Source organism: Glycocaulis albus (genome assembly GCF_014639075.1).
Lineage (GTDB): Bacteria > Pseudomonadota > Alphaproteobacteria > Caulobacterales > Maricaulaceae > Glycocaulis > Glycocaulis albus.
Genome location: NZ_BMFS01000007.1, coordinates 148402 through 175387 on the forward strand (window position 1 = coordinate 148402; position 26986 = coordinate 175387).

26 protein-coding genes, 1 tRNA gene and 1 pseudogene are annotated in these 26986 nt (G+C 63.4%); 11 read left to right on the plus strand and 17 right to left on the minus strand.

From position 1 onward, the window contains the following. Nucleotides 1–205: 205 nt before the first annotated feature. On the minus strand, nt 206–601 hold the full coding sequence (locus tag IEV75_RS09090; protein WP_188452247.1) for a hypothetical protein: 396 nt from the start codon (nt 599–601) through the stop codon (nt 206–208). A 213-nt stretch (nt 602–814) separates the two neighbouring features. On the opposite strand from IEV75_RS09090, the gene IEV75_RS09095 reads away from it, so the two are divergent. Beyond that, the gene (locus tag IEV75_RS09095) at nt 815–1060 is read left to right on the plus strand and encodes a hypothetical protein (protein ID WP_188452248.1); all 246 of its coding nucleotides are present in this window, start codon (nt 815–817) and stop codon (nt 1058–1060) included. Between the two features lie 882 nt (nt 1061–1942). On the opposite strand, the gene IEV75_RS09100 is transcribed toward IEV75_RS09095, so the two are convergent. After that, nucleotides 1943–2770: a hypothetical protein gene (locus tag IEV75_RS09100; protein WP_188452249.1), complete on the minus strand. Its 828-nt coding sequence runs from the start codon at nt 2768–2770 to the stop codon at nt 1943–1945. A 110-nt stretch (nt 2771–2880) separates the two neighbouring features. Here IEV75_RS09100 and IEV75_RS09105 point away from each other — a divergent pair, with 110 nt between their 5' ends. The 4 genes and pseudogenes from IEV75_RS09105 to IEV75_RS14065 all read left to right on the plus strand — a co-directional run bounded on the left by IEV75_RS09105 (nt 2881) and on the right by IEV75_RS14065 (nt 6334). Beyond that, nucleotides 2881–3966 (plus strand): helix-turn-helix transcriptional regulator, encoded by a 1086-nt coding sequence (locus tag IEV75_RS09105; RefSeq protein WP_188452250.1) that lies wholly within the window; start codon nt 2881–2883, stop codon nt 3964–3966. Nucleotides 3967–4034: 68 nt separating this feature from the next. Then, a complete protein-coding gene (locus tag IEV75_RS09110; RefSeq protein ID WP_188452251.1) occupies nt 4035–4532 on the plus strand; it encodes a pentapeptide repeat-containing protein in 498 nt (165 codons plus the stop codon). A 61-nt stretch (nt 4533–4593) separates the two neighbouring features. Next, on the plus strand, nt 4594–5796 hold the full coding sequence (locus tag IEV75_RS09115; protein ID WP_188452252.1) for a pentapeptide repeat-containing protein: 1203 nt from the start codon (nt 4594–4596) through the stop codon (nt 5794–5796). 230 nt (nt 5797–6026) lie between these two features. Further along, nucleotides 6027–6334: pseudogene (locus IEV75_RS14065) on the plus strand (GIY-YIG nuclease family protein). Between the two features lie 68 nt (nt 6335–6402). On the opposite strand, the gene aspS reads toward IEV75_RS14065, so the two are convergent. The 5 genes from aspS to IEV75_RS09145 all read right to left on the minus strand — a co-directional run bounded on the left by aspS (nt 6403) and on the right by IEV75_RS09145 (nt 11552). After that, a complete protein-coding gene (gene aspS / locus IEV75_RS09125; RefSeq protein WP_188452253.1) occupies nt 6403–8229 on the minus strand; it encodes an aspartate--tRNA ligase in 1827 nt (608 codons plus the stop codon). A 133-nt stretch (nt 8230–8362) separates the two neighbouring features. Continuing rightward, entirely contained in the window at nt 8363–9565 is a 1203-nt protein-coding gene (locus IEV75_RS09130) for an FAD-dependent oxidoreductase (RefSeq protein WP_188452254.1), read from the minus strand. Between the two features lie 95 nt (nt 9566–9660). Further along, on the minus strand, nt 9661–9813 hold the full coding sequence (locus tag IEV75_RS09135) for a hypothetical protein (RefSeq protein ID WP_188452255.1): 153 nt from the start codon (nt 9811–9813) through the stop codon (nt 9661–9663). A 50-nt stretch (nt 9814–9863) separates the two neighbouring features. Further along, nucleotides 9864–10139, minus strand: coding sequence for a hypothetical protein (locus IEV75_RS09140; RefSeq protein ID WP_188452256.1), 276 nt, complete (start codon nt 10137–10139; stop codon nt 9864–9866). A 90-nt stretch (nt 10140–10229) separates the two neighbouring features. Further along, a complete protein-coding gene (locus IEV75_RS09145; RefSeq protein ID WP_188452257.1) occupies nt 10230–11552 on the minus strand; it encodes an amidohydrolase in 1323 nt (440 codons plus the stop codon). Between the two features lie 216 nt (nt 11553–11768). On the opposite strand from IEV75_RS09145, the gene IEV75_RS09150 reads away from it, so the two are divergent. After that, on the plus strand, nt 11769–12446 hold the full coding sequence (locus IEV75_RS09150; RefSeq protein WP_188452258.1) for a lysophospholipid acyltransferase family protein: 678 nt from the start codon (nt 11769–11771) through the stop codon (nt 12444–12446). A gap of 314 nt (nt 12447–12760) precedes the next feature. Here the strand turns inward: IEV75_RS09150 and metG are convergent, their stop codons facing one another. Then, on the minus strand, nt 12761–14467 hold the full coding sequence (gene metG, locus IEV75_RS09155) for a methionine--tRNA ligase (RefSeq protein ID WP_188452259.1): 1707 nt from the start codon (nt 14465–14467) through the stop codon (nt 12761–12763). Between the two features lie 107 nt (nt 14468–14574). Here metG and IEV75_RS09160 point away from each other — a divergent pair, with 107 nt between their 5' ends. Both IEV75_RS09160 and IEV75_RS09165 read left to right on the plus strand, forming a co-directional pair. After that, a complete protein-coding gene (locus IEV75_RS09160) occupies nt 14575–14982 on the plus strand; it encodes a DUF1761 domain-containing protein (RefSeq protein WP_188452260.1) in 408 nt (135 codons plus the stop codon). 9 nt (nt 14983–14991) lie between these two features. Beyond that, nucleotides 14992–15399, plus strand: coding sequence for a DUF1761 domain-containing protein (locus IEV75_RS09165; protein ID WP_188452261.1), 408 nt, complete (start codon nt 14992–14994; stop codon nt 15397–15399). Between the two features lie 84 nt (nt 15400–15483). Here IEV75_RS09165 and IEV75_RS09170 read toward each other — a convergent pair. Together IEV75_RS09170 and IEV75_RS09175 are read right to left on the minus strand one after the other, a co-directional pair. After that, nucleotides 15484–15558 (minus strand) — tRNA-Thr (locus tag IEV75_RS09170). Between the two features lie 571 nt (nt 15559–16129). Next, nucleotides 16130–16570 carry a phasin family protein gene (locus IEV75_RS09175; protein ID WP_188452262.1) on the minus strand — a complete coding sequence of 147 codons (441 nt, stop codon included), beginning with the start codon at nt 16568–16570 and terminating at the stop codon, nt 16130–16132. Here IEV75_RS09175 and IEV75_RS09180 point away from each other — a divergent pair. Both IEV75_RS09180 and IEV75_RS09185 read left to right on the plus strand, forming a co-directional pair. Continuing rightward, on the plus strand, nt 16557–16964 hold the full coding sequence (locus tag IEV75_RS09180; protein WP_188452263.1) for a hypothetical protein: 408 nt from the start codon (nt 16557–16559) through the stop codon (nt 16962–16964). The genes IEV75_RS09175 and IEV75_RS09180 overlap by 14 nt on opposite strands. Further along, nucleotides 16961–18322: a D-alanyl-D-alanine carboxypeptidase gene (locus IEV75_RS09185; protein WP_188452264.1), complete on the plus strand. Its 1362-nt coding sequence runs from the start codon at nt 16961–16963 to the stop codon at nt 18320–18322. Before IEV75_RS09180 ends, IEV75_RS09185 begins: the two co-directional genes overlap by 4 nt. A 3-nt stretch (nt 18323–18325) precedes the next feature. Here the strand turns inward: IEV75_RS09185 and IEV75_RS09190 are convergent, their stop codons facing one another. From IEV75_RS09190 to IEV75_RS09200, 3 genes are all read right to left on the minus strand, one after another. Continuing rightward, nucleotides 18326–18787 (minus strand): J domain-containing protein, encoded by a 462-nt coding sequence (locus tag IEV75_RS09190; protein ID WP_188452265.1) that lies wholly within the window; start codon nt 18785–18787, stop codon nt 18326–18328. A 10-nt stretch (nt 18788–18797) separates the two neighbouring features. Then, nucleotides 18798–19688, minus strand: a complete 891-nt coding sequence (locus IEV75_RS09195; RefSeq protein WP_188452300.1) for a division plane positioning ATPase MipZ — start codon at nt 19686–19688, stop codon at nt 18798–18800. A gap of 90 nt (nt 19689–19778) precedes the next feature. Beyond that, the gene (locus IEV75_RS09200; RefSeq protein WP_188452266.1) at nt 19779–20354 is read right to left on the minus strand and encodes an SPOR domain-containing protein; all 576 of its coding nucleotides are present in this window, start codon (nt 20352–20354) and stop codon (nt 19779–19781) included. A gap of 288 nt (nt 20355–20642) precedes the next feature. Here IEV75_RS09200 and panC point away from each other — a divergent pair, with 288 nt between their 5' ends. Then, nucleotides 20643–21518, plus strand: coding sequence for a pantoate--beta-alanine ligase (gene panC / locus IEV75_RS09205; RefSeq protein WP_188452267.1), 876 nt, complete (start codon nt 20643–20645; stop codon nt 21516–21518). Nucleotides 21519–22029: 511 nt separating this feature from the next. Here panC and IEV75_RS09210 read toward each other — a convergent pair. The 4 genes from IEV75_RS09210 to IEV75_RS09225 form a co-directional block, all read right to left on the minus strand. Beyond that, a complete protein-coding gene (locus tag IEV75_RS09210) occupies nt 22030–22449 on the minus strand; it encodes a DUF1489 family protein (RefSeq protein WP_188452268.1) in 420 nt (139 codons plus the stop codon). A 40-nt stretch (nt 22450–22489) separates the two neighbouring features. Further along, nucleotides 22490–23422, minus strand: a complete 933-nt coding sequence (locus tag IEV75_RS09215) for a hypothetical protein (protein WP_188452269.1) — start codon at nt 23420–23422, stop codon at nt 22490–22492. Next, a complete protein-coding gene (locus IEV75_RS09220; RefSeq protein ID WP_188452270.1) occupies nt 23422–24339 on the minus strand; it encodes a cupin-like domain-containing protein in 918 nt (305 codons plus the stop codon). Before IEV75_RS09220 ends, IEV75_RS09215 begins: the two co-directional genes overlap by 1 nt. A 628-nt stretch (nt 24340–24967) precedes the next feature. Beyond that, nucleotides 24968–26944, minus strand: a complete 1977-nt coding sequence (locus tag IEV75_RS09225) for an acetyl/propionyl/methylcrotonyl-CoA carboxylase subunit alpha (protein ID WP_188452271.1) — start codon at nt 26942–26944, stop codon at nt 24968–24970. Nucleotides 26945–26986 lie beyond the last annotated feature (42 nt).

The window sequence follows — 26986 nt, forward strand, 5'->3', positions numbered from 1 at the left end:
GGGGGGGGCAAGGAGGCGCCGCACGGTGGCTGCACACGGGAGCGAAGGCAGGAAGGCTTCTCAAGTTTCTGGCACCGCGAAAATCCGATGCTCTCAGACACAAAAAACCCGGGCGGACCTGATGAAGTCCGCCCGGGTCTGGTGACGCGCAAGAGGGGTCTATATCAAACGGGCATAAGACCTGCCGGTACCGCTCGTGCCCGGCTCATCCGGGGTCACCTGGACGGGCACCGCCCTCTTCTCCTTCGCGCACCAAATCTAATGGCGTGCCCCACATGTCGAATTCCTGAAGGCTTTGCCCTTGAAAATTGAACCCGGCGCTCTCGAGGCATTGAGCCACCCGCGTCACGTTTTCCTGGTGTGCCGACCTGAACATGCGCTCCACATGATTCACACGCGCATTCCATTCTGCGTCTCTCGCCGCACGCAGCGGCCCAAACAGCGACGAAGGCTCCGTAAATCCGTCCTGCTCGATATTGGCCCGCGACGGGACGGGCGAATATCGCATTTCTGCTGAAACCCGCCGCACGGCCACATCGTAGCAGGTGCCATGATTGCGAAGAGCACCTTCACCCACATCACGCTCGACCATGTGATCCATTCTGATCCTCACGGCTTCGCTGCACATCAGGCCCTCGCAGGCGGCGAGCGGGGACATTACGTGGCAAGCATAGTTCTCGGGCCGGCTGAAATCACCTCCGCGAGGATAATGAGAGCTCACATACATGCCCGGTTCTACGGAGACTCCCAAGCCAAGCCATCTCGCATTGCCCCGGATGGGGGGGTTACATCTGTTTACCGCCTCGAGACCGGCTTGCGCCAATTCCTCCCGCCGGGCGCGCTCGGCCTCCTCGGCCTCACGTCGCAGGCGGTCTTCTTCTTCGCGCTGGGCGCGTTCCGCCTCAGCCAACAGACGCGCTTCCTCCTCCTGACGCAGGCGCTCTTCTTCCTCGCGCTGACGCTCCTGCGCCTCACGCGCGCGGCGCTCCTGAGCCGCACGCTGCTGGGCCGCCGCCGCAGCCTGCTGACGGCGCTGTTCTTCCTGGGCGCGCTGGCGTGATGCCGCTTCGGCTCGTTCACGGCTTTCCCGTTCTGCTTGCCTCCTAGCTACAACCGCCTCCACTTCCGCTCGGGTAAGACACCGTGCAGTAGCGCTACAACGGTGCCAGTCGTAGTACCTGACGCCATCATAGCCGCCCCCCCTGGGGACAAATTCGCATCGTACATTTGTGATTTCGCCGAATGTAATTCCCGAACCACTCAGTGTATTTAGTTGGTCAGATGACATCCCAATATTTCTCGCGCATTCAACATTTGCCCTATCGCTTAATGTTCGATCCGCTTCATTTCTAGTATTTCCACCACCTCTTACAGTGATGTTCGCCCTTTGTTGAGCGCTTATGGATTTACTTAAATTGTTAAATGTATTTTCATTAATATTGTAATATGTGGCATTTGCTGTAGATTGAAAAGAGACGAATATTGATAACAATATGGAAAAGCTTATTGCACAAAGTGTCTTAGCGATATGATCGCTATTAATAATGTATGAATTGGTATGTATTACTTGCTTCAGCCTCACTGGAAATCGGATGGCTTTCGTCATGGCGTGGTTCTCCCCTAATGCGGCGTCCGAGACGCCCGGTTTGTCCTGGTGAATTTCGCCTCAGGCGTGGGTTCCCTGACGACACGGCGCGTGAAGCCATGGGCTTTCCCAAGCCGCATGTTGTTTATGGTTCAATGGGCTCAGGCTCCGATTGCCGCTGCGCACTCAGCTCGGTTGTCACAGCGGCCAACGCAATCAAACTCACCGCTCTGTTGAGGGCCACAGGGCGAAAAGGACCGCTTACCCGCCACTCAAACTAGCTAAAGAATACTTTTTCATCGATTCCTCCATGGCTTTCTAAGTGCCCGCTTGCTGGCTGGCTCTTCACGAGTTTGACTACTCAGTTGTTGGCCGGTCTTCGTCCGAACCCGGATTGCCGGGTTCTTCCTCCGAGCTTTCCAGCTGTTGCAGGCGGTCCTGAAAGCTTCGAAGTTCGGACGTGAAATTGTCCATCCGGTCAGCGCTGGACCGGCCTTCCACCGCCGATTCAATGGCGGTGAGCGCTGCTTCTACGGAACACGCCGAATGGTATCTGTAGACATGGCCCATATTCTCATAGAAGCTTTTAGAAGGCTGAATTTGCTCAGATATTCTTTGCCTCTCAAGGATAACGGTCCTGAAGATGAGCGAGGTGGACTGGTCGCTGAGCCATTCGCTTCGCAACAGGTCACGTGTGCTGCTGAACCCCACAGCGCTAGCCGCCCAGGCATTCTGTGATGCTCTGGCGGCGGTTGCCACCGCAGCCGACGCGATTGAGAAGGTCCCGAGAATGGACGAGGCGGTGCTGTCGGTCCGGGACGTCCGCTCAAAATAGCGCGCGCAATGCAAGTCCGATGCGGACATTGCTGCATTGACCAGCGCCGCGCGGCGCCGGTTTGCGGCCTCATCATTGTCAGCGCTCTGGGCCAGATACGCCTCAATAGAGCGCACCCTGACAGGGCGGTGACCGTAAGAAGACCGGGTATCCCCGATGAGTTGTCGATAGTCATCGCCCAGAATGGATCGCGCGGTCATCGCGTCTATGACCAAATCCTGTGGCTGTATCGCCGCACCGATGGCATCTTTGCTTGCGCAACCAAACAGAAACAGCAATAGGGTGGTGGTTAATACCGTCCGCATTTCATTTTCCCCTTGAACCCCGGAAAACCCCGCATCTGAGCGCATCTGAAGAACGTTAACGCCCCTCGTGCGCTGGCCGCATCACCCGATCGGGTTAGGCTGCGCTTGATTAACTGGCCGGCATGGGCAAGGTTAATAATGGGAAAGCGGGCGCCATGCATTCACAAGACGTTATTTCAGCTTTGCTGGGTGAAATATACGAGGGCGTGGTTGAGCCGGAACGCTGGACCAATGCACTGAAGCAATTTGTGAATCTGTCCGATGCGCGATTTGCGTTTCTGGCGGTCATTGACGGTTCGACAGGCACGCTGCCCGTATCCAGCGTGGTTGGCCCGGAGACGTCCGCCCTCGCCGATGCCCTGGATCTCCATCGCGAGCTGGTGCCGATTGATCCGGGCGTACCCTACGCCCTTGCCCGGCCCGAGGGCGGCAATTTCCGGTTTCGCGATACCGGCAGGGCGCTGACCCCTGAGCCGGATGTCTGGCACGACTTCATCCGCCATGAGCTGGGCAGCGGCGATTATCACAGCCGCTTCAGTGCTGGCAATGACGGGGTCAGCCTCGTGCTTGCCCTGCATACACCCGCAGACATGCACCGGCTGACACCGGAGCAGGAGAAACTCCACGCCCTGGTGTTTGACCATTTGCAACGCGCATCGCGCCTCGCCTATCGCCCGCCTGACCTGCGCCTGATCCGGCACCCGGCCATGCTGGTCGATGGCAAGGGCAAAATTCTTGATGCCAATCCCCCCGCCGAGGCCATCTTGTCTGCCGGGGACGGCTTGAGCGTGACACAGGGCCATTTGTGCACCGCCGATCACGCTGATGGCCAGGAACTGCGCCAGCTGATCCAAGGCACCTGTTACGCCAACTACGATGGACCGGCTGAACGTTTCTGCGCCATACACAGGCCGTCAGGAGAGCGCAGCTATCTGTTGCGGCTTGGATTTGTGCCCATTGCCAGCCTGGGCATGCACGGTGTTTCCCACCGCTGCATCATCGAGATTCCCGGAGCAGGGCCACCGCCGTGCGCACCGGAAAAATTCGGCAGTCTTTTTGGTCTCACGGCTCGCGAGGCAGAAATCGCACACCTGTTCGCCAGCACGTTCAACGATCTGCGTTCTGTCGCCGACCATCTCGGGATCAGCCACGAAACGGCCCGCGTCCATATGCGCTCGATCTTCGCCAAGACCGGGGCTGCAAACCAGGTGGAGCTGGTTCGGGTTCTTGCCCGTTTCTGACACCCCCGGCCCGCTCCTTGCGTGTTCTCCCTTGAAAGCCCGCAAGGGCCGGTAAAGGATGTGCCGTGATGAAACAGGTTCTGGCCGTACTGGCATTGCTAGCCGCCGCTGGCGCGCCCGCATGGGCGCAAAACGCCAGGGAGATCGCGCGCGTGCAGGCGGGCAGCTCCTGCACCGGATGCAATCTGTTCCAGGCCGACCTCGCCTACCGCAACCTGCCGGGCGTGGACCTTTCCGGCTCGCGCCTGCGCCAGGCGGATCTGTCGCTCTCCACCATGAATAATGCCCGGCTGGCACAGACCGACCTTTCCATCGCCAATCTGTTCGGCGGCCGGTTTACGGGGGTGAGCTTTGCCGGAGCCAATCTGGAACGCGCCACTCTGGTGGGCGGATATTTCGGCGGCGCGGACTTTTCCGGCGCGAACCTTGCCGGGGCCAATATTTCCGGCGCCGAGATGGAGCGCGCCCACGGCCTGACACAAAGCCAGCTGAACACTGCCTGCGGCGATGCATCGACGCGCCTGCCCGCGGGCCTGCATGTTCCGCCGTGCACGGCTTCGCGCTAGACATTTCCCATTACTGCAATTTAAGTCGCTCTTGCCTGCGCCGGGGAGTAGGAAAAAGGGCATGACGCTGCGCCATCTTGTCTTTGCTGCGCTTTTTCCGCTGACAGCGTTAACGCCGTCAGCCCTTGCCGCGTCCGATCTTGGCGAGACCAGCGATACGGCACAGGCCGTCCGGGCCCAGCGCGATACCGATCCGCAACGCCGCCTGGTGATTGGCGGGGAATGCGCCTCCTGCGATTTCAGCGGGTCGAACCTGGCAGGCGCGCACCTCTATCGCGGCGATTTTGCCAATGCCGATTTTTCCGGCGCGCAGCTCCTGGGCGCGCGCTTCGCCAATATGCGCCTGGATGGCGCGGACTTCTCCGATGCGTCCATGCGCGAGGTGCGCCTGTCCAATGTGACGATGAGCGGCGCCATCCTGACCGGCGCGAACATGACGGACATGCGCGCGCACCAGGTCATGCTGCAGGGGGCCAATGCCCGCGACGTGCAGATGAACGGGGCCAGCCTTGTTCAGGTGGCCCTGCAGGGCTCGAACCTGCGCGAGGCGGATTTCAGCACGGCCACGATACGCTCCGGCGATATGCGTGCAGCCGATCTCAGCGAGGCACGCCTGACCAATGTGGTGATGCAGCACATCATCATGCACCGCGCCAATTTGCGCGATGCATCGATGGAGGGCGCGTTTCTCGATCATGTGGACCTGACAGGCGCACGTCTGGCCGGGGCCAATCTGGCCGGGGCGCGCTTCCGTGCAGTAAACCTCACCGGGGTGGATCTGAGCGATGTGGACGGGCTGACACCGGAACTGCTCGCCCAGGCCTGCGGGGACGCGTCGACGCGCCTGCCCGATTTCCTGATCATCACGCTTTCAGCGTGCGACGAGCCGGTCGCAGGAACCGGTCCGGTCGATGAGCGCGCCTTTATTGCCGAGGCCGAGGCGCGCCGCCTGGCGCAGCTGGAAGCCGCGCAGGAAGCCTTTGCCAATGCGCTGGCCAGCGTTCAGTCAAGGGCCATGGCCGCTGGCGGGCTGGAGCGCGAGGCGATGGAGCATGCCCGCGAAGCCCTGCGCGAGGCTGCCCGCGCGCAGGCCGAGCTGGCCCGGGCGCGCGCCCATACGGGCTGGCAGTTTGAAATACGCCGCTCTGAAGTGGGCGAGCCGGTGCAGTTCTGGCTGGAGGACGCGCAGCGCCCGTCCACGCCGCCCGCGCCACCCTCGCCACCCTCGCCCCCTGCCCGCTCCGAGCGGCCCGACCGGCGGTAGGGTTGGTTTTCCAGTGCGTGCCGGTTTTCGCACTGCTCGCTGCAGGATCACACCCCCCACCCCTTCGTCATTCCAGAAGCGGCGCAGCCGCTATCTGGAACCCAGTCGTTCTTGAAAAAATCTGGGTTCCGGGTGTCGCTGCGCTCCCCCGGAATGACGAAAAGAGTGGGCGTGTTCTCCTACATCGTCGTTCCAGCCGCAGCGAAGCTGCAGAGCCGGAACCCAGAAAACTGTTTCTTTCGCGCGAGCGCCTCTTTCAGCCTGCCGTCTACATTCTGGCGAGCCAGCGCAACGGTACGCTCTACACCGGCGTGACCAGCGATCTGTTGCGGCGGATTTACGAACATCGCGAAGGAATGGTGCCTGGCTTCACACGCAAGTATGGCGTGAAGCTTCTCGTCTGGTTCAAGTGCATGCCACCATGGAGCACGCCATTATCCGCGAAACGCGGATCAAAGGCTGGAAACGCGCATGGAAGCTGGAACTGATCGAAGCGGCCAACCCTGATTGGCGCGATCTGTACGAGACGCTGCTTTAGCTGGGTTCCAGATAGCGGCTCACGCCGCTTCTGGAATGACGAGAGGTAGAAGCAGGAGGCTTCCCCTCCTACCCCTTCTTCGCCTCCGGCAGCACGGTGCGCAGGTGCAGCTCGCGCAGCTGGCGCGCTTCCGGGTAGGCCGGCGCGTTCATCATCAGATCGCGAGCCTGCTGGTCTTTGGGGAACATCACCACTTCGCGCAGGTTTTCGACGCCCGCCAGCAGCATGACGATGCGGTCCACGCCCGGCGCGATACCACCATGCGGCGGGGCGCCATAGCGGAAGGCGTTGAGCATGCCGCCGAAGGCTTCCTCGACCACTTCCGGGCCATAGCCTGCATATTCGAAGGCCTTGAGCATCACATCGGGACGGTGGTTACGGATGGCGCCGGAGGACAGCTCCACCCCGTTGCACACGATGTCGTACTGCCAGGCTTTCAGGCCCAGCAGCGTGTCGGAGTCCTTGGGGTCGAGCGCCATGAAGGTCTCGGCGTCCATTTGCGGCATGGAGAACGGGTTATGGGAGAAATCGACCTTCTTCTCGTCCTCATTCCACTCATACATCGGGAAATCGACGATCCAGCAGAAGCGGAACACGTTCTTCTCGGTGAGATCGAGCTCACGCCCGACAATGTCGCGTGCGCGGCCGGCAAAGGCGTACATGTCTTTCGGCTGGCCTGCGACGAAGAACACCGCATCGCCCGCTTTCAGGCCGAGCTGGGTACGGATGGCGTCGGTGCGCTCCTCGCCGATATTCTTGGCGATGGGGCCTGCGCCTTCCAGCTGCCCACCCTCTTCACGCCAGAAGATATAGCCAAGGCCCGGCTGGCCTTCCTTTTGCGCCCAGCTATTCATCCGGTCGCAGAACGCGCGTGAACCGCCCGTCGGGGCAGGGATCGCCCACACCTCTACGGCGGGGTTTTTCTCGATCATGCCGGCAAACACCTTGAAGCCGGAACCGGCAAACTGCTCGGTCACGGCCTGCATTTTCAGCGGGTTGCGAAGATCCGGCTTGTCAGAGCCATAGGTGCGGATGGCCTCGGCATAGGGAATGCGCGGGAAGGCGTCATCGCTCACTTCGCGGCCATCAGCGAACTCGCGGAAGAGGCCCGCCAGCACCGGCTCGATCACGCCGAACACGTCTTCCTGGTCGACAAAGCTCATTTCCATGTCGAGCTGGTAGAACTCTCCGGGCGCACGGTCGGCGCGCGCATCCTCGTCGCGGAAGCAGGGCGCGATCTGGAAATAGCGGTCAAAGCCGGAGACCATGATGAGCTGCTTGAACTGCTGCGGGGCCTGCGGCAGGGCGTAGAACTTGCCCGGATGCAGGCGCGAGGGCACCAGATAGTCGCGCGCGCCTTCGGGGCTGGAGGCGGTGAGGATCGGCGTCTGATACTCGACGAAATTCTGCTCGACCATGCGGCGGCGGATGGAGTCGATGATTTTCGAGCGCAGGACGATGCGCTTGTGCAGGCTCTCGCGGCGCAGATCGATATAGCGGTGCTTCAGGCGCACTTCCTCAGACCAGTCCGGCTCGCCGAACACGGCCAGCGGCAATTCTTCCGCCTCGGACTGGACGGTGAGGCCCTCCACGCGCAGCTCCACCTCGCCGGTGGGCAGATTCTTGTTCACCGTGTCATCGCTGCGGGCAACCACCTTGCCCGTCAGCGTGACAACGCTCTCCACGCGCAGGCGCTCCAGCCGGGCAAAATGCTCTGAATCCGGCTCCAGCACGCACTGGGTCAGGCCGTAATGATCGCGCAGATCGATGAACAGGAGGCCGCCATGGTCGCGCTTGCGATGCACCCAGCCGGAGATGGTGACATCATTGCCCACGTCGGTCTTGCGCAGCTCGCCGCAGGTATGGGTGCGCCAATGGGTCTTGGTAACGGACATGGGTCAGGGCTCTTTGAAACTGAGGTGGAAACGGGCCGGACAGGGCGGACAAAAACCCGCCCGGAAATCAGGGGCGGAAATCAGCGCGGAAAAGGCCTTGGCGCGCGCCCAATGTCAAGGCGGGGACGCGGTTTCAGCGAAGATGGAGACGCCCCAAAGGCCCTCCCACCAGCCCGCTGACGAGAGCCGCCTGTATGCCGGGCGCGGGCCAGACCTTGGAGACAGGGCCGACCAGCCGGTCGCGCAGGAAGGGGATGAGGCGGCTGTCAGACTGGTAGACCGGGGTGAAGAAGGCCGTCAGCACCTGATAAAGCCAGACATGGAAACGCCGATAGGCAATCGCGATGGCGATGGCGTCGGAAACGTCCGAACCCTCGCGGAAAGCCAGCGCCAGCGCCCACGCATCCAGCAGCGCCATGTTCGCCCCCTGCCCCAGCTGGGGGCTGGCCGAATGCCAGGCATCGCCGATATGGATAAGACCCGTTTCGCCGGGGGTTTTGAGCGTGCGGTGCGCATAGCGGGCAAAGACGAGCTGATCGGGGTCCGTGATCTGCTCCAGCAGAGGCTCCACGGCGGGCCAGACGGCGCGCACTTGCGCTTTCCACGCCTCCAGCCCCGCCTCGCGCCACTTGGGCACATCCGCCCCCTTGATGGACCAGAACAGGGCGGCCTTGGCGCGTGCGTCATGCGGCGCGGTGCCGATGGGCAGCACGCCCGCCATGATGGAGGCCGCGCGGTAGCGCTGTTCCAGCGCATGCGGGTTCAGCGCGGAGTTTTCCGGCCAGTCGAGGCTCGCCCAGAGCGCGCCATAGGCCAGCTCTTTCCCTGTCGGCGGCGCCAGTGGCGTGCGCGTGCCCAGCGCGTCGACAATGAGATCAAACGGCACCTCGCGGCGGCCATCGGCCAGCAGCAGCGCGCGCTGGCCGTTTGCGCCCAGCTCGCTGCCCGTAATCTCGGCAGAGGTATGGACCGGAATGGCCTCGGCCCGCACGGCCTCATAAAGGATCGCAAACAGCGCCGCGCGGTGAATGCCAAGCCCCACGCGCAAGGGCGTCCCAAGCGCGCTATAGCGCACGTCGAGCACCGTCGCGCCCGACCGCACCGCCTTGCCGAGAAGCCGCTCCACGCAGGCCGCATGGGCTTTCAGCGCCGTGTCGAGACCCAGCCTTTCCAGCACCGCCAGCCCCGTCGGCTGGATCAGGAGGCCGGACCCAATCGGGCGCGGCGTCTCGAAGCGCTCATAGAGGCGCACGCGATGGCCATCACGGTGCAGCAGCAGCGCCGCAGCAAGCCCGGCCGGGCCACAGCCCGCAATGGCGATATGAAGGGGGGTCATGACGGGTGGCAGGCTCGGCGGCAGGAGGGACAAAAAAGGCGCGACAGGCCGGCGGGAGGCCAGCCTAGCGCCCCGGCCCCGCCCTGTCTTGCGGCCTAGTAGCCCAGAGCGTATTTGGCGAGATTGTTAATCACCAGTTCCAGAACGGCCCGGCGCGCGTCCTCCGGTATTTCATCCGGATCAGGCACCTCGAAATGGGTGTGGTTCTGGTCACAGCACAGAATATTGCCATCAAAGGCCGGGCCCATCTTCGTGAGACCGGCTCTTTCGCGTAGCTCCCTGAGATATTCTTCTACCGTCACTCGGCGGCTATCGGAGCAAGCGGCTGATATTCTGCAGCAAGCCGCGTCGAGTGAAACCCGTCCGGCGAAGCCGCTTCCTCAATGATGGCAATGTCTGAAGCAGCGATATTCTGGCGCTCCAGATACCGCGCCAAGACGCGCGGCGCACGGTCGCGGATCTGTTCGAGACTCGAACCCTGCACAAAGAATCCCGGCAGCCCGTCTGCGGTAGCGACCAGCCAGCCGGTCGTTTCATGCTCGGCAATGTTGAGCGCGTGGCGTTTTACCTGCATTGGGGCGCCTCCGGGAAACAAACCCTCATAGCCTTACCAATATGGCCATCCCTGAGCATGAAATCAAATCATGCAAAGGTAAATGCGGCCCTATGGAACCCCGTTTTCGAACAGGTCGAGCGCGATCAGCGTCATGCCTTCGGCGGCCATGGTCACGGCGCTTTGCGCATCAGGATAGTAGAAGGGCGAGTGATTGGCGGGCGGTGTTTCGCCCTGTGCCTGCGCGGCGTCCCATACGCTTTGCGGAGAGCCGCCAACCCAGAACATGAAGATCGGCACATCGTGTTCGGTGCGGCCGTAGCGGGCGAAATCCTCGCCGCCTGTCACCGGGCTTGCCGTATCCACCGCATCGCCAAAGCGCCGGGTGAGCACCGCGCCCGCCCGATCCGACAAGGCCGGGTCGTTATAGAGCGCAGGCGTGTAGACCTCGTCTATCTCCATCACCGGCATCAGCTCTTCAGGCAGGCCGGCGGCCATCGCCGTGCCGCGCGCAATGCGCTCAATGCCGGTGAGAAGGCGCTCGCGCACCTCATCGGTATAGGAGCGCACGGTGATCTGCAGATGGGCTTCATCGGAAATGATATTGTGCTTGGTGCCGGCATTGAAGGCGCCGACCGTCACCACGCCGGTATCAAACGGCGACAATTCCCGGCTGACCAGCGTTTGCAGCGCCGTGACGATCTGCGCGCCGAGCACGACCGGGTCACGGCCCAGATGCGGCGAAGCGCCATGCGCGCCAATGCCGCGAATGCGTAAGTCCACCGTGTCGACATTGGCCATGGCAAAACCCGGCACATAGCGTATCTGGCCGGCGGGCACATAGCCCCAGGTATGGTGCGAGATCACGGCGTCGGGCACCGGAAAGCGCTCATAGAGGCCTTCTTCCAGCATGGCATAGGCACCCAGACCCACCTCCTCTGCCGGCTGGCCGATCAGCACCAGCGTGCCGGACCAGGCCTCGCGATTTTCCGACATCCAGCGCGCCGCCCCGACCAGGGCGGTCATGTGGGTGTCGTGCGCGCAGGCATGCATGACGGGAAATTCATTGCCCATCCGGTCCTGGCCGATAACGGTGGAGGCGTATTCCAGCGGCGTCTGCTCGCGCACCGGCAAGCCGTCCATGTCCGCGCGCATCAGCACCACAGGCCCCTCGCCGTTTTCCATTACGGCCACAATGCCGGTGCGCCCGACATTCTCCGTCACCTCATAGCCGGCATCACGCAGCTCGGCGGCCAGGCGCGCGGCGGTCTCGAACTCCATGAAGGACAGCTCGGGATTGGCGTGGAAATGCTCGTAGAGGGGACGCAAGTGCGCATCCCAGTCCGATTGCAGCGCCTCGCTCAGATCGTCCTGGGCGACGGCGGGCATGGCCAGCGAAGCGGCGAGAGCCAGTGCTGAAACGAGCGTGCGCATGATGGGCTTTCCCCTCCTTATTCCATGCCCGTCAGAACAGACCGCTGCGCGCGCCGGGTCAACCCGCTCTGAAACCCCGCATACGCAGAGATCCGGGATTTCAGAAACGCCCCTTGGCCGGAATCGCTGCGCGCTCCATCATGCGCGCCTCACCCAGCTAGGGAGCGCACCCTGCGAACGCATATCTTCCATTCCGGCTACTGGTTCATCTCGGTGATGATGGGCCTGCTGGTTGTCGCTCCGGCCACGCTGATACCCGGACGGTGGCCGACAGTCGGCGCGATCTGGCTCTATTGCCGGGCGATGACCGGCTGGATGGGGATTTGCGGGCTGAAACTGCTGGTGCGCCGCCTGCACGTGCTGCCTGACACCGAACCGGCGGTAATCGCGTCGAAACACCAGTCCTGGGGCGACGGGATATGCCTGGTCTCGCGCCACCGGGAGCTGACCTATGTGATCGGCGATCACATGCTCAAATACCCGCTAGTGGGGTGGATACTGCGCCGTGCCGAGGCCGTTGTGGTCGACAATGCGGGCGGCAAGCGCGCGAACGGCGCGCTCGATACAGGGCTGCGGGCGCTTCAGGCATCAGGCCGCGACGTGCTGATCTACCCCGAAGGCGGATTGAGCGAGGTCGGGTCGAAAAAGCGCTACCGGCTGGGCGTCTATCAGCTGGCCAGAGTGCTGAACCGGCCTGTCATTCCCGTCGCCACCAATCTGGGCGTATTCTGGCCGCAGCAGAAATGGGAATTTCACCCCGGTCTTGCGATCATCGAGCTGCTGGACCCGATCCACCCTGGCGATGATCCCAAAGCCTTCATCGCGGCGCTGGAAGCGGCCATCGAAACGCGAACCGCCGAGCTGGTAAAGGCAGGGCGAAGGGGGATGCGGTAGCTCTTTCGCCGTTCCCGCGCAGGCGGGGAATGCCTTGCGGAACTTAAAAACTGGGTCCCCCGGACCGCTACGCGGCCGGAGGATGACAACCGGGAAGCTAACATGGGAAAAGCCCCAGCGCCCTCAACCGGGTTCCCGGGCTTGACCCGGGATCCATGTTTTCAGCCATCGAATATTCCCATGGGTCCCGGCTCGGGGGCCGGGACCTAAGGCGGAGATTCCCGCGCCGCATTAGCGGCCCGCAAGCGCGACTGCGCCCCCGAGCCTATGCGAGGAGCGACGCCCGGATGGGCGGAGCATCAAAAAAGACAGCTCTACTCCCCTCCGAACCGTTCCTTCCACTCCTCCACCGAGGCGTCCTCGATCTTGGCGAAGAGGACTTCGGGCGGGGTGATGGCGTGGCCCTGCGGCAGGGCGTCGAGCAGGGTCTTGTCCTGCCAGTCCGGCCAGCTGCGCCTGTCGTCAGGGACGCCAAGTGCACCGAGAACCTTCCCCGCCGTGTCCGGGATGATGGGCTGGGCGATGATGGCAAAGAGCGCGGCCAGATTGAGCCCTGTACGCACGCCCACAGCCGCGGCGTCCACGTCGCTCTTGTACTTCACCCACGGCTCGGCTTTTGTCAGATATTCATTGCCCGCCGCCCAGATGGCGCGGGTCTCGGCGGCGGCCTTGCGGTACTCCATCGCCTCGTAATGCGCGGTCAGCGCTTTCAGCCGTTCGGATAATTCTGACGCGATCCAGGCTTCCGCCTCGCCGGGCGTGCCGGCCGCCGGCACCTGACCCTCGAACTTCGCGGCGCAATACTTGGTGATGCGGTTGACGAAATTGCCGAGCACATTGGCGAGGTCTGAATTGATGACGCCCTGAAAGCTCTCCCAGGTGAACTGGGTGTCAGAGCCTTCAGGGGCATTCGAGGTCAGATACCAGCGCCAGTAATCGGACGGCAGCAGCTCCAGTGCGCTGTCCATGAACACGCCGCGCTTTGAACTTGTGGAGAATTTGCCGCCATACCAGTTGAGCCAGTTGAAGGCTTTGAGCCGGTCCACCAGCTTCCACGGCTCCTCAGAGCCGAGGATGGTGGCCGGGAAGCTGACCGTGTGGAAGGCGACATTATCCTTGCCCATGAACTGGACGTAGGAGACATCGCCCGCCCCCTTGTCGGTGCGCCACCAGCGCTCCCAGTCATTCCCCGTAGCCTTCGCCCATTCGGCGGTCGCCGCAATATAGCCGATAGGCGCGTCGAACCAGACATAGAAGACCTTGTCCTCAAAGCCTTCGCGGGGGCCGCCATCCTTCGTCACCTTCACGCCCCAGCTGAGATCGCGGGTGATGGTGCGGTCGCGAAGCCCCTCATCGAGCCATTTATAGGCGATGGAGCGGGCGAGCTGCGGCCAGCTGGTGGCCTCGTCCACCCATTGGCGCAGGCGCGGCTCCATCTGGCTCTGTTTGAGCTGGAGATGGCGCGTATCGCGCACTTCGAGATCACGCGAGCCGGAAATGGTGGAATAGGGCTCGATCAGGTCTGTCGGTTCGAGCAGCTTGCCGCAATTATCGCACTGGTCGCCGCGCGCCTTTTCAAAGCCGCAATTGGGGCAGGTGCCCTCCACATAGCGGTCCGGCAGGAAACGCGTATCGGCCTTCGAATAGATCTGTTTTTCAACGATCTCGGCAATCAGGCCGTTTGCCTCGAGCACTTCGGCAAAGTGCTGGGTCAGCTTGGCATTTTCCGGCGACGAGGTGCGGCCGAAATAATCCCAGGACAGGGCAAAGCGCTCGCCGATTTCCTTCTGCAGGACATGCTGTTCGTCGCAATAGGCGCGCACGTCCTGCCCGGCGGCGGCAGCAGCCAGCTCTGCGGGCGTGCCATGCTCGTCGGTCGCGCAGATATAAAGTACCTCATGGCCCCGCATCCTCTGGAAGCGCGCATAGACATCGGCGGGCAGCATGGAGCCGGCCAGATTGCCCAGATGCTTGATTCCATTGATGTAAGGCAGGGCGGACGTGATCAGTATGCGGGCCATGGCGGCGAATCCCCAACGGGCGTATGGTTAATGCAGGCGCAAGCCGCGCCATCAACGACAGTTCGAGGGCGGAGCAATAGCCGCCCCGGACGGGGAGGAAAACACTCATGCCCAGAATTTTCGGTCACGACCTTCTAGCGGTGATTGCCGCTGCGGTCGCCATCTACATCATCGGTTATCTCATCTACGGCCTTCTCTTCTCCACCTTCTGGATGGAGCAGTACGGCTACACTGCCGACAGCTTTGCCGGCCATGAATGGAAAATGTTCCTCGGCCCCATCATGCCGGTGCTTACCGTGCTGGGCCTTGCCGCGCTGTTCCAGGCGGCCAATGCCAGCGGGCTTAAAAGCCATTTGCGCATCGGTGTCATCGCGTGGGCGGGCTTCTCGCTGAGCACGCTGCTCTATGGCTTTGCCTACGGCATCACCATGACACCGGCGGCACTGGCGCTCGACGCGGTCCACCTGCTGCTGGGGATACTCGCCGCGTCGGCCATCCTGGTCTGGCGCAAATAGGAGGGAAACATGGAAATTCTCGGTATCAACCTCATTGCCTGGGTGCTGGCGACCGTCGGCTTCATGGCCGTCGGCTTTGTCTGGTACGGCCCGCTTTTCGGCAAGGCCTGGATGGAGCTGAACGGCTTTACCCGCGAGTCTTTCGAGGGCGTCAACATGACGCTGACCATGGTCAAGGGCGTCATCAACTCGGCCGTGATGGCTGCGTTTATCGGCTATGTGCTGGCCGAAGTCGTGGCGGTCACGCTGGTTGACCACCTGATATGGGCCGTCCTGCTCTGGCTGGGCTTCTCGGCCACCACGCAGGCCCTTTCCCATATCTGGGAACGCCAGCCCCTGAAACTCACCCTGATCCACTGGAGCAATAATCTCGTGGGCTTCCTGCTGGCGGGTCTGATTTTCGGGCTGATCGTTTAGGATGCCGGGTCCCGGCCTCCGGGCCGGGATCCATCCTGTCCGCAATCGGCAATCCAGGCGGGCTACGAAACCTGAGATGAGGAATGGTGCCGGCGGAGAGGATCGAACTCCCGACCTTCGGTTTACAAAACCGCTGCACTACCGCTGTGCTACGCCGGCCAATACGCATTGCGCGCTGCGTCATAAAACAAAAGCGGCGCGCCGGGCAAGCGCGGCTACGCACTGCCGGTGTTTCACCGGCGTATGCCGGGTGTCTAGTCCCGCTGAACCCCGGTTTCCGCCGGGAAAACGCGAACAGGTTGGGCCGTGCAATAACTGCCACGCCCCTCCACCTCGTCATTCCGGCCGCAGCGAAGCGGAGAGCCGGAACCCAGCCTCTTTGTTGCGCAACGCATCTGCGTTGCGATGTTCTGCGAAAAGCCGCGGGCGGGCCTTGCCCTTGCAGGCCGCAAAGCGGCCTGAAAAGCGCGACCGCGCGCCGGGCACTTTTGCCCGCAGCGACGCACGGATGTGCGGAGCACAAATAAACGACTGGTTTCCAGATAGCCCTTCGGGCTTCTGGAATGACGAAGTGGGAGGCTGGGTGGGATATGTCCGCCCCAGCCCCGCAGGCTGGAGCGAGGCAAAAACCAAAAAAATGGCCCGGCAGAGCCGGGCCAGTCAGGGAGGACTTGTCACCGGCGGCGGGGGATTGGCCCCTCGCCTGCCGGAAACTTGTGTCAGCGCGGGATTAGCGCTGGGACTGCATCAGCTCGACGGCGGCCGCGAAGCGCTCGTTGAGCGGCTTCATGGAGTCTTTCATCATCGAGGACACGTGGTCAGAGACCGTATTCACGTTGGCCAGATAGGCTTCCAGCGAGGATTTGGTATAGTCGGACTGGATCTCGATCACTTCCTGGACCGACTTGGCAGAGGCCAGCGACTTGGCGGCAGTCATGCCGTCTTCCATCGACTTCTTGGCGTAGCCGGCGGCCAGAGCGTTGAGCTCTTCAAAGCCTTTCGAGGCGGTGGTCGCAGACGCGATCACGGCTTCGACCGAATTCTTGTGGAAGGCGCTGAGATCGTTCACAGCGGCCATCGACTTCTCGATACCGTCCTTCACAGCGTCGTTCGACGCGGCGGTGAAGGTTTCAAACGTTTCCTTGGCGAGGTCTTTCTTGGCAGCAGCCATGATGGTGTCTCCTTTGACGGCGCCCGTATATTTGCGGGGAGCGGAGGGCTTACGGGACGCGGGTTTCTTTGCGGACGGCGCCGCCTTCTTCGCAGGCGCGGCGGGCGCCTTGGGTTTGGTTTCAGCTTTGGCAGCAGGGGCCTTGGCCTTGGTGGCGCTGACGGCCTCGGCCTTCGTCACAACGGGCTTTTCCTCCGTCGTGGCGGCCGGGGCGTTGGTGGTTTCAGCGTCGGTCGGCATTGGTTTCAAACCCTGCTTTGCAGTTCGCAACTGCAGCAAATATGTGGAATCACGCCCGCGAAGTCAAGATATTTTTGTGCGGCGCACAATTTTAGAGCCGGGCGAGGCGGTTAACGGCCCGTCAACGCATTGCTGTGATCGTGCGGGCCTATGAAACATCGTCATTTCGCCGCCTGCTTCATGGTGTTCGCGCTCGCGCTTCTGGCGCCGGGTACACCGGCCATGGCGCAGGACCGTTACGCCGCCTTCGTGGCCGACATGGACACGGGCGAGGTGCTGCATGCGCGCAGGCCCGACGCCGCGCGCTATCCGGCGTCGCTGACCAAGATGATGACGCTCTACATGCTGTTCGATGCGCTGGAGCGGGGCGAGCTGACCCTGTCCACGCAGCTGACCATGTCGGCAGAAGCCGCCTCGCGCCCGCCTTCAAAGCTGGGTGTGCCCGCTGGCGGCACGATAAGCGTGGAAACCGCCATTCGCGCCCTGACCATACGCAGCGCCAATGACGTCGCCGTAATGGTCGCCGAGCGGCTGGCCGGGAGCGAAGCTGATTTCGCTGCGGCCATGACGGACCGGGCGGTCGAGCTTGGCCTTACCGCCACCGTGTTCCGCAACGCCTCGGGCCTGCCGGACGCAGCGCAGCGCACAACCGCACGCGACATGGCGCGGCTGGCGCACGCCCTGCACCGCGATTTCCCGCAATATTTCCACTATTTCAACGAGCGCAGCTTCAGCTATTCGGGCCGCACCTACACCACGCACAACACGCTTGTCGGCCGGGTGCGCGGAGTGGACGGGCTGAAGACCGGCTATATCCGCGCCTCCGGCTTCAACATCGCCGTTACCGCAGAGCGTGAAGGCCGGCGCCTGGTCACGGTGGTGATGGGCGGTGCCACCGGTCCGGTACGCGATGCCCACGCCACCGAGCTGGTGGAGGCGGCCTTCTCCACGCTGGATGCCCGCCGCGACGGGATGATCCTCGCCAGCCTCAATTCGCCGCGCATCAGCCCGATCCGCGAGCAGGAAATCCTCACCGCCGAGCTTTCCGGCATGCCCGGCCCGACGGCGATGGGGTCGGCTGGCAGCGAGACAGGCGATAGTGCGCCGCCGGTACGCATTGTGGTGGAAGATATTCCAGACCTCACACGCCCGGCACGGGATACAGGCAGCGACCGCGTCCGGTTCGACTCTGCTGCTGCTGAGCGTCCCAATGTCACCTCGGCCGCACAGCCGCCTGCCGCAACCCAAGCTGCCCGCCCGTCATCCGGCGGCTGGGCGGTGCAAGTGGGCGCATTCGGCTCGCGCGCCGTGGCGCAGGCGCGGCTGGAAACGGTGCTGGGCCTTGCCCCTGCCCTGTCAGGGGCCACGCAAGTAACCGAAGAAGTCGTGCGCGATGGCCGCTCGCTCTGGCGGGCGCGCTTTGAAGCGATAGACCCGGCCACGGCCCGGCAGGTCTGTTCAGACCTCGCCCGGCTTAACGAAGCCTGCTTCGCGGTCAATCAGGGCGCGTAAGCCCTAATCCCCGATCAGGAGATCACGTGCCATTTGCACGCGGCGGGCGAGTGCCCCGCTGCCGCCCGTATCGGGGTGGACCTTCTTCATCATCTCGCGATAGGCGCGCTGGATGTCGTCGCGGCTGGCACCGGGCTCCACGCCCAGCGTGGCGCGTGCCTCCGCGATGGTCATGCTTTCGCTGTGCGGCGATGAGGATTGTGAGGGCCCGCTACCGCCCTGCCCGCTGCCGGCGGAGCGCCCACGCCATGTGCCGGTGAGCAGGAAGCCTATTCCGGCCATCACCATCGGCACGCCGAGAATGCCCATGCCGCGCATGGTCATCACCACACCGAGCAGAATGACGACGGCAGCGGCAATGCTGCGGCCCGTCTTCACAACGGAGGACGGCTTCGCCCTGGCAAACAGCCAGGCCAGCAGCACCATCGCTCCCAGCGCGATCAGAACTCCGAACAGAATGCTCATCGCGCCGCCATCAGAATGGGAAAGGTTTTCCCGCCAGTGGCGGCAGCTTGAGCACGATCAGCAGGTCACGCAATTCCTGGCGCGCGGCGACATGGCTCATCGTGAAAGGGATGGCAGACCCGCTCTCGGTCAGGTCCAGCAGGGTCAGGCCGACCGGGAAGAGCTCGCGATAGATCACCCGCTCAGAGAAACCCGGCGCGATGCGAAAGCCGATCCGCTCTGACAGCTTGCGAAGCCCATCGGCCACGCGGCGCGTATTGCGGGCATCGAGGGTGGAGACGCGGTTGCGCATGACCACCCAGTCGATAGGCTTCTTGTCACGCGCCACGCGTTGCTTGCGGCAATTCCACACCATTTCGGAATAGACGCTGGGACGGCCCACCTCGAAGGTCTCGGGATCCACGTCCGCCAGCAGGTCAAAATCGACAAAGCTGTCATTGACCGGCGTGATGATGGTGTCTGCCGATGCATGGGCGAGGCGCGAATAGTGCGTGTCATGGCCCGGCGCATCGATGACGATGAAATCGCTGCGCGCCTTCAGGCTCGCCAGCTCGCGTTCCCAGGCGGCGCGCTCCTCGGCTTCGGCCACATCCATGTCGCGAGACAGGCTGGTGCGCATCACGGCCTGATCGGGGATAGGCAGGTCCACCCCGCGCGTATTGGCCCAACGTGTGCGGTTTTCCAGATGGCGGGTGAACGAGGCCTGACGCAGATCAAGGTCTATCGCCGTCACCATCTGGCCCATGCGCATCAGCGCGATCGCCAGGTGAATGGCGACGGTGGACTTGCCCGCCCCGCCCTTCTCATTGCCCACGACAATCACATGCGCCTCGCGCGCGCCGGCCTGCGGCGTGCGCGGCGAAGTGGTGCGTGATACTTGCAGATTGGCCGGTGAGTTCATGACCGTGGCGGTTCCGAAACGACGCGTCTTCGTCAAACAGATAACCCTGCCCGCCGCTCGCGCAAACAGATGATGCAGACAGTCAGTGAATCACTGTGACGAGAGCACCGGGTGGCCGTCAAATGCGGTGACCGCACACCAGCTCTGCGCGGCCTGTATCGCCCGGCAGGCAGAGGCAGCTTCCCGGGCATTGTCAAACGGCCCGGCGACAAGGCGCAGATAGGTGCCGCGCTCGCCGAGATCAGCCGGAACATAACGCGCCTGCAGGCCGGACAGCGAGGCGTGCTGGCCCTGAAGCGCGCGCCAGCCCTCGGCCACATGACGCTCCTCCCGGTAGGAAGCCAGATGGATGCCATGCATCAGGCTGAGACGGGGCTGCCCGCCCACATCCGGTGCGGGCACCAGTGCCAGAGCGGGTTCTTCCTCTTCGACCGGGGCGGGGTCCGGCGCGGGCACGCCGCGCGCCAGCGCGGCTTCCAGCGCACTCATCTCCCCTGTCACATGCGCCAGCACCGGATCATCGGCGCGCGCCGCTTCGTTCAGGCTGGCTGCCAGCCGCGCCGCCTGCTGCGCATCGGGTGAGGCATCGCGACCGGCATGGCCGCCGGTGACGCTGCAAGCGCCCAGCACCAGCGCGCTCAGGATGGGAAGAGCAAACTTTTTCATTGCATGAAACTGTGCGCCGAGTCGGTGCCTTGCCTCCAGTGCGATAAGGATGCTTTTCCCCCGTCCTTCGAGCGCCACCGCGTCCGAGAGGATGAGGGAAAAGCGCACCTAAAGCCCTCATCCTGAGGGGCCGTCAGGCCGTCTCGAAGGACGAGGGCTTTATCCTGCAGCCAGTTCCCGGCTCTGCGCTGCGCTTGGCCGGGAGTTCAGGACGATATAAGCACTGAAACCCCGGACGGCCTAGCCGATCCGGGGCCTGTTCATGTTTTGCCGACCCAAGGTCTCTCAATGCTGCCTGCCCTGCACTGCCCTGCCGTCCATACCGCCGAGAGCCTCGCGCGCGAGATCAGCCAGTGGCGCACAGACGGCCACTCAATCGGCTTTGTGCCGACCATGGGCGCGCTGCATGAGGGCCATATCGCCTTGGTGCTCAAAGCGATGGAGGTGTGCGACCGCGTGGTGGTGAGCATTTTCGTCAATCCCACCCAGTTTGCCGCGCATGAAGACCTGGGCACCTATCCGCGCACGCTCGAGGCCGATTCCGCCCTGCTGGCCGCCGCCGGATGCCATCTGCTCTACGCACCATCGGCGGAGGAGGTCTATCCGGACGGGTTTGCCACCACGGTCTCGGTCGAGGGTCCGGCGACCGGGCTGGAAAGCGATGCCCGGCCGCACTTCTTTGCCGGCGTGGCCACGGTGGTGGCGCGCCTGTTCGGACAGGTCCGGCCCGATATCGCCGTGTTCGGCGAGAAGGACTATCAGCAGCTCATGGTGGTACGCCAGATGGTCAGCGATCTGGCTTTGCCGGTGAAAGTGCTGGGCGTGGAGACGAAGCGTGAAGCGGACGGGCTCGCCCTCTCCTCACGCAATGTCTACCTCTCGTCCACCGAACGTATGCGGGCCGGGCGCCTCAACGTGATTTTGCGTGATCTCGCCCATGCGCTGGAGGATGGTGAGCCGGCTGCCCGAGCGCTGGAGCATGCGCGCATTCTGGCGTCATCCGTGTTTGATGCGGTGGACTATATCGAGGTGCGCGACGCGGCCCGGCTGGAAATGATGGGCGAAGGCCTGCTTGACCGGCCGGCGCGCGTGCTGGCAGCGGTGCGCGTGGGCAAGACACGCCTGATCGACAACGTCCCGGCCAGCCCGGCGAGACGGGGGTAGCGTGAAGACCCTATCAAGTTAGCGCTTCCGGCCCAGCCAGGATCCCCGCCCACGAGCGGGGACCCATTTTTCTGGATCCCGGGTCAAGCCCGGGAACCCGGCTTGATTGAGCATGAATCCGGCAAGACGCATTTCGGCGGCACGGGCCGCGAAACCGGCATCCCTGAACGCTCCCTTCTTCTGCGTTCCCCCGACGAAAGTCGGGGTCCAGAAGGAAGACTCGGCTGGGCACCGGCTTATCCCGGTGAAACGCGCGCGAGGAGGCATCAATCCCCGGCAGCCTCTTCATCTTCTCGTCCTTCCCGCGCAGGCGGGAACCCAGCTTTTTATCTCTGGGTCCTCCGTCGTGGCGGGGGACCCCGGTGGATAGTTCAATGGCCATTCGGGCCGCGCTAGCGGCCCGCAAGCGCGACCGCGCGCCCGAGCCACCCTCATCCTGAGGAGCCGCCGCAGGCGGCGTCTCGAAGGGGCGAGGAGCGACGCACGGATGTGCGGAGCATCAGAAAAAACCTTACCACGCCCCCATTTCGATCAGCTTGGCGCGTAAGTCATCAGGTAGATCCTCGCCGCCGGAAGCGGGCGATGAGAGGTCTGGCGGCGCGTCGGCACTGGTAAGATAGCGCCAGCCCTGAAACGGCTTTTTCGGGCGCGGCGCGGTGCGGATGATCTCCCGGTCGAGCCAGATGCAGCAGCGCGAAATGCCGTCACTGCCGGTCACCTCCTCCAGTCCGATAATGCGCTGGCGCACCTGAATGACACGCTTGATGACCCAGTATAGCGACCCGCCGTCGAGAAGCTCATCAGCCCGCTTCGGGCTCATCCGGGTGACGTGATACATGGGCTTGCCGCCGGGCGCGATTTTGGCCCGCCACGCCTCGAGATCCTCGATCGTATCGGCACCGACGCACAGCTTGATGAGATGAAGGCTCATGCTTCATGAGCTAGGACGAAACCGGCGTCCCGTCAAAGCCTCAGGCCTGCTCCAGCGCGCCTGCCAGCGTGATGTCGGGGACTTGCGGTTCGCTGCGGCGCTTGCGCACGGCGCTGGCTGTCTTGGCAGCGCGCGAGATGGCCAGTTTCACCGCCGCGCCCAGACCGCCGGTATCGGTACTTTTCGGGTTGAGCCCGGCGCGGCGCATCAGGCCATTGGCATGCAGCACACCGTTCTTCACCAGCGATTCCTGCGTGACCACTTCGAGCACCAGCGTCACCGAGAGCTCGTCGCCAAAACGGATACGGTGCGGCGCATGCAGCGGCCAGGCGGCAAAGCAGCCGCGCTCCATGCCGATGCGCGCAGCAGATGCGTCCCATGACGGATCATAGGGCAAATCCTCGCCCGCCCCGCCCAAGAGCACGCCTTCCAGCGCCCGGTCACTGACCCAGGGGTCGCGCGGCGGGTAGACAAAGACCTCCTGCGAACCCCTCACCTGGAACATCATGGTTTCGGAAATATCCGAATGCAGGAAGACCTGCGCACCCGGCGAGGCTATGACCACACCGCCATAGGCGCGCAGGGGCGCCCAGCCGGGATTGAGATGGCGAAGCTGATCCATCATTGCGGCAAAGACGGGCTTCAGCGCGCTATCGGTATCCAGTGCGTGGCGGGCATGCACCCAGAGCCGGGTCTGGCGCACGGCCTCGATCAGATGATGGCCGGGCAGATGGCGGCAGACCGGCACGTCGCGCCAGCTGGAGCGTTCTGCCGGGTCGCGGCCCATCGTGCAGACATCCAGATTGGCCCGGTCATGCCGGTCCAGCATGGCGGCCAGCGCCTCGTCGGTGAAAAGCGGGAGCCGGGCGAGCTGATGCCGTGCGCTGACCACGCCGCGGGCAAACTCGCCCCGGTGGTACTCGCTCCAGTCCAGAAGCGGCGGTTCGATGCGGGTGCGTGCCGCCACGGCCATCAGGCGCGCACACCCAGCGGCGCGTCGGGATCAATCTCGAACCGGTATCCGCCCTCGTGCGGCGTCTCCACCGGCACGGTGACCCCCGCCTTGCGCATCAGCGCGCCGGCGACATAACGCACCGTGCGGTTCAGGCCGTGTGTTTCGGCAATGCGCGGCGGCTGCCAGCCAAAGCGGCGGCGCATCACGCCATTGAAATACATCGCGTTGTTGAGCTGGCGTGCCTCGGGCGTGGTGTATTCGGTCGCCAGCGAGATATTGAGCGTGCCCCTGTTCTCCACGCGGTGGGGCGTGTGCAACGGCCAGCAGATCATCTCGCCGGGCTCAAGGTCGAAACATTTCGCGTGCTTTTCCGCTTCCGGGTGATGGACGAGCTCGTCATTGAAGGCGTGCAGGAGGACTTCCTCGCGCTCTTCATCGGTGGCAACCTCATCATGGTGGGGATAGACGAAGACACGCTTCTTCCCGCTGATATGCCACAGCATGGTGTCGGTGCGGTCCATATGAAACGGCACTTTGGCCTGCGGCGAGGACACCAGAAGCCCGCCCAGAATGCGCACCGGATGGAAGCCCGGATTTTCGTCCTGCAATTCCTCAAACATCTGGTCGAGCAGGGCGCGGTACTCGTCGTGAATGCCAAACAGATTGCGCAGGTTTATCCAGAGGCGGCCCGATTTCACGGCGCGGATCAGCTCCTTGCCCGAAAGCTTGCCCGGATCGCCCGTTTTCCAGGAGCTGCGCGAGCCGGTCTCGTCCATGGTGGCGAAATCGGCATATTCGCGCGGATGAATCTCGATCAGGCGTTCAACCGCTTCCTCGCTGAACAGGGGCGAGGTGTGCAGATTGTGCGTGGTGCGCGTGATGCGCTCACGAAAATCGCGGCGGGTCTGATCAGTCCAGTCTGCCAGCACGTCCATGGCCCACACCTTTGCTCTTTTGCTGTCCATTTGCGGGACAGCGTGAGGGGATCGGGCCTTCATCATGCGAGGGGTGTGCCAGTTTTAGTGATGCTCCGGGGCATCCGCCCCGTCGCTGCGGGCAAAAGTGCCCGGCGCGCGTTCGCGCTTTTGGCCCGCAAGCGGCCTGAGGGGGTGCCAAACGCCCCACAACAGGGGTCCCGGTCCCCGAGCCGGGACCCATGGGGAGCCGCCAATCGCTCAAGATATGGATCCCGGGTTCCCCGTTTTCACGGGGACAGGCAAGCCCGGGAACCCGGTTGAGAAGTTCGGTGACAGGTACCGGTGTCCCCCACCCCGACGGGGGACCCATAGCGCACAGACCACGCGTTTCACCGGCGAAAGCCGGTGCCCAGCCCTTTTCTACAACAACTGGGTTCCAGATAAGCGCTGACGCGCTTTCTGGAATGACGAGTTGGGTGGACATTGAAAGACACCGCTCTCCCGGCGCGCAGCGCCGCAAGGCCGACTGGCCGCCCGCGCTCGCGCGCGGAACATCGCAACGCGGATGCGTTGCGGAACTAAAAGAGGCATGGGTCCCCCGGACCGCTACGCGGCCGGAGGATGACAACGTTTGGGAGCAAGAGGACTAACCCGCCTCTTCGGCCAGCGCGATCAGGACATCACCTTCATTGACCTGCTGGCCTTCGGCGGCATTGACCGTTTCGATAACGCCATCGCGCGGCGCGGTCAGGGCCATTTCCATCTTCATCGCCTCCATGACGGCGAGGGTCTGGCCCTTTGTCACGGTGTCGCCTTCCTTCACCGACAGGCTGAGCAGCTTGCCGGGCATGGGCGCCTTGATGGCGTCCCCGCCAGCCAGCGCATCGATATCGGCCCCGGCACCGAAGGGACGCACCAGTATGCTCTGGCCGCGCAATGTGACCAGCCAGCCATCGGCGCGGTGATCGACAATGGCGGTCAGGGATGCCCCGCTATCATCGGCGAGTTCGGCATAGGTCACCGCGTCGCTGGCATCATGCACGCCGCGCACGGTGATGCGCTGGCCGCCCACGGCGATATCGCCCTCGTTCAGCCGCACCACGCAGCGCTCGCCTGCGCTGTCGAAAACGGTTTCGAGGCGCGCGGGCGCATTCAGGCGGAAGCCTGAGCGGCGGCTCCACGGATCAACCGGATCACCTGTTTCAGACAAGGCTGCCAGACCGGCCGCAGCGAAATGCAGGACCGGCGTGCCGGTTGGCACCAGCGCGTCCAGATGTTTTTCGATGAAGCCGGTATAGACGTCGCCCGCCCGGAACTCGCCATGGGACAGGGCAGCGCGCAGAAAGCCTGCATTGGTGCGCACCGGCCAGACGCCGACATCGCTATCGATGGCATCAACCAGGCGGTCAATGGCATCGGTGCGGTCTTCGCCATGAGCGATAATCTTGGCGATCATCGGATCGTAGAACATGGTGACCTCACCGCCCTGCTCCACCCCGGAATCCACGCGGATCGCGCGCTGCCATTCCGGCAGGCTGAGAAGGGTGAGCGGGCCTGTGGAGGGCAGGAAGCCGGTTGCGGGATCTTCCGCGTAAAGACGTGCCTCGATGGCATGGCCGGAGAGCGTGATCTCGTCTTGCGGCGGCACCTTCCCGCCAGCGGCGACTTCAAGCTGGAGCTTTACCAGGTCAAGCCCGGTCACCATCTCGGTCACGGGATGCTCGACCTGCAGGCGGGTGTTCATCTCCATGAAGTAGAAGCCGTCAGCGCGCAGCTCGCCGGAGCCATCGACGATGAACTCCACCGTGCCGGCACCGGCATAGTTCACGGCCTGCGCGGCGCGCACGGCCGCCGAGCACATGGCCTCGCGCACTGCCGCGCTCATGCCGGGCGCGGGCGCCTCTTCCAGCACTTTCTGGTGGCGGCGCTGGAGCGAGCAATCGCGCTCGAACAGATGGATGACCTGTCCGTGGCTGTCGCCAAACACCTGCACCTCGATATGGCGCGGGCTGGTGATGTATTTCTCGATCAGCACATTCACATCGCCAAAGCTGGAGGCGGCCTCGCGCTTGCAGCTGTCCAGAGCCGCCGCGAAATCGGCCGATTTCTCCACCTTGCGCATACCCTTGCCGCCACCACCGGCAACCGCCTTGATAAGAACGGGATAGCCGATCTGGTCAGCCTGCTCTTTAAGGAAATCCGGGTCCTGATTTTCGCCGTGATAGCCGGGCGTGACCGGCACACCGGCCTTTTCCATCAGCGCCTTGGCCCGGTCTTTCAGACCCATCGCATCGATGGCCTCGGGGCTGGGGCCGACAAAGATGATGTCATTCTTGGCGCATTCCCTTGCGAAACCGGCATTCTCCGACAGGAAGCCATAGCCGGGGTGGATCGCGTCAGCGCCCGTGTCTTTCGCCGCCTTGATGATCCTGTCAGCGACGAGATAGCTTTCACGCGCCGGAGCGGGCCCGATATGCACCGCCTCATCTGCCATTTTCACATGCGGGGCGCGCCGGTCAGCGTCCGAATAGACGGCGACCGTGGCGATGCCCATCTGGCGCGCCGAGCGAATCACCCGGCAGGCGATTTCCCCGCGATTGGCGATGAGGAGTTTCTTGATCATGGGCGGGCCCCTTAATTTTCTGATCAGGTCTGTCGCCGCGTT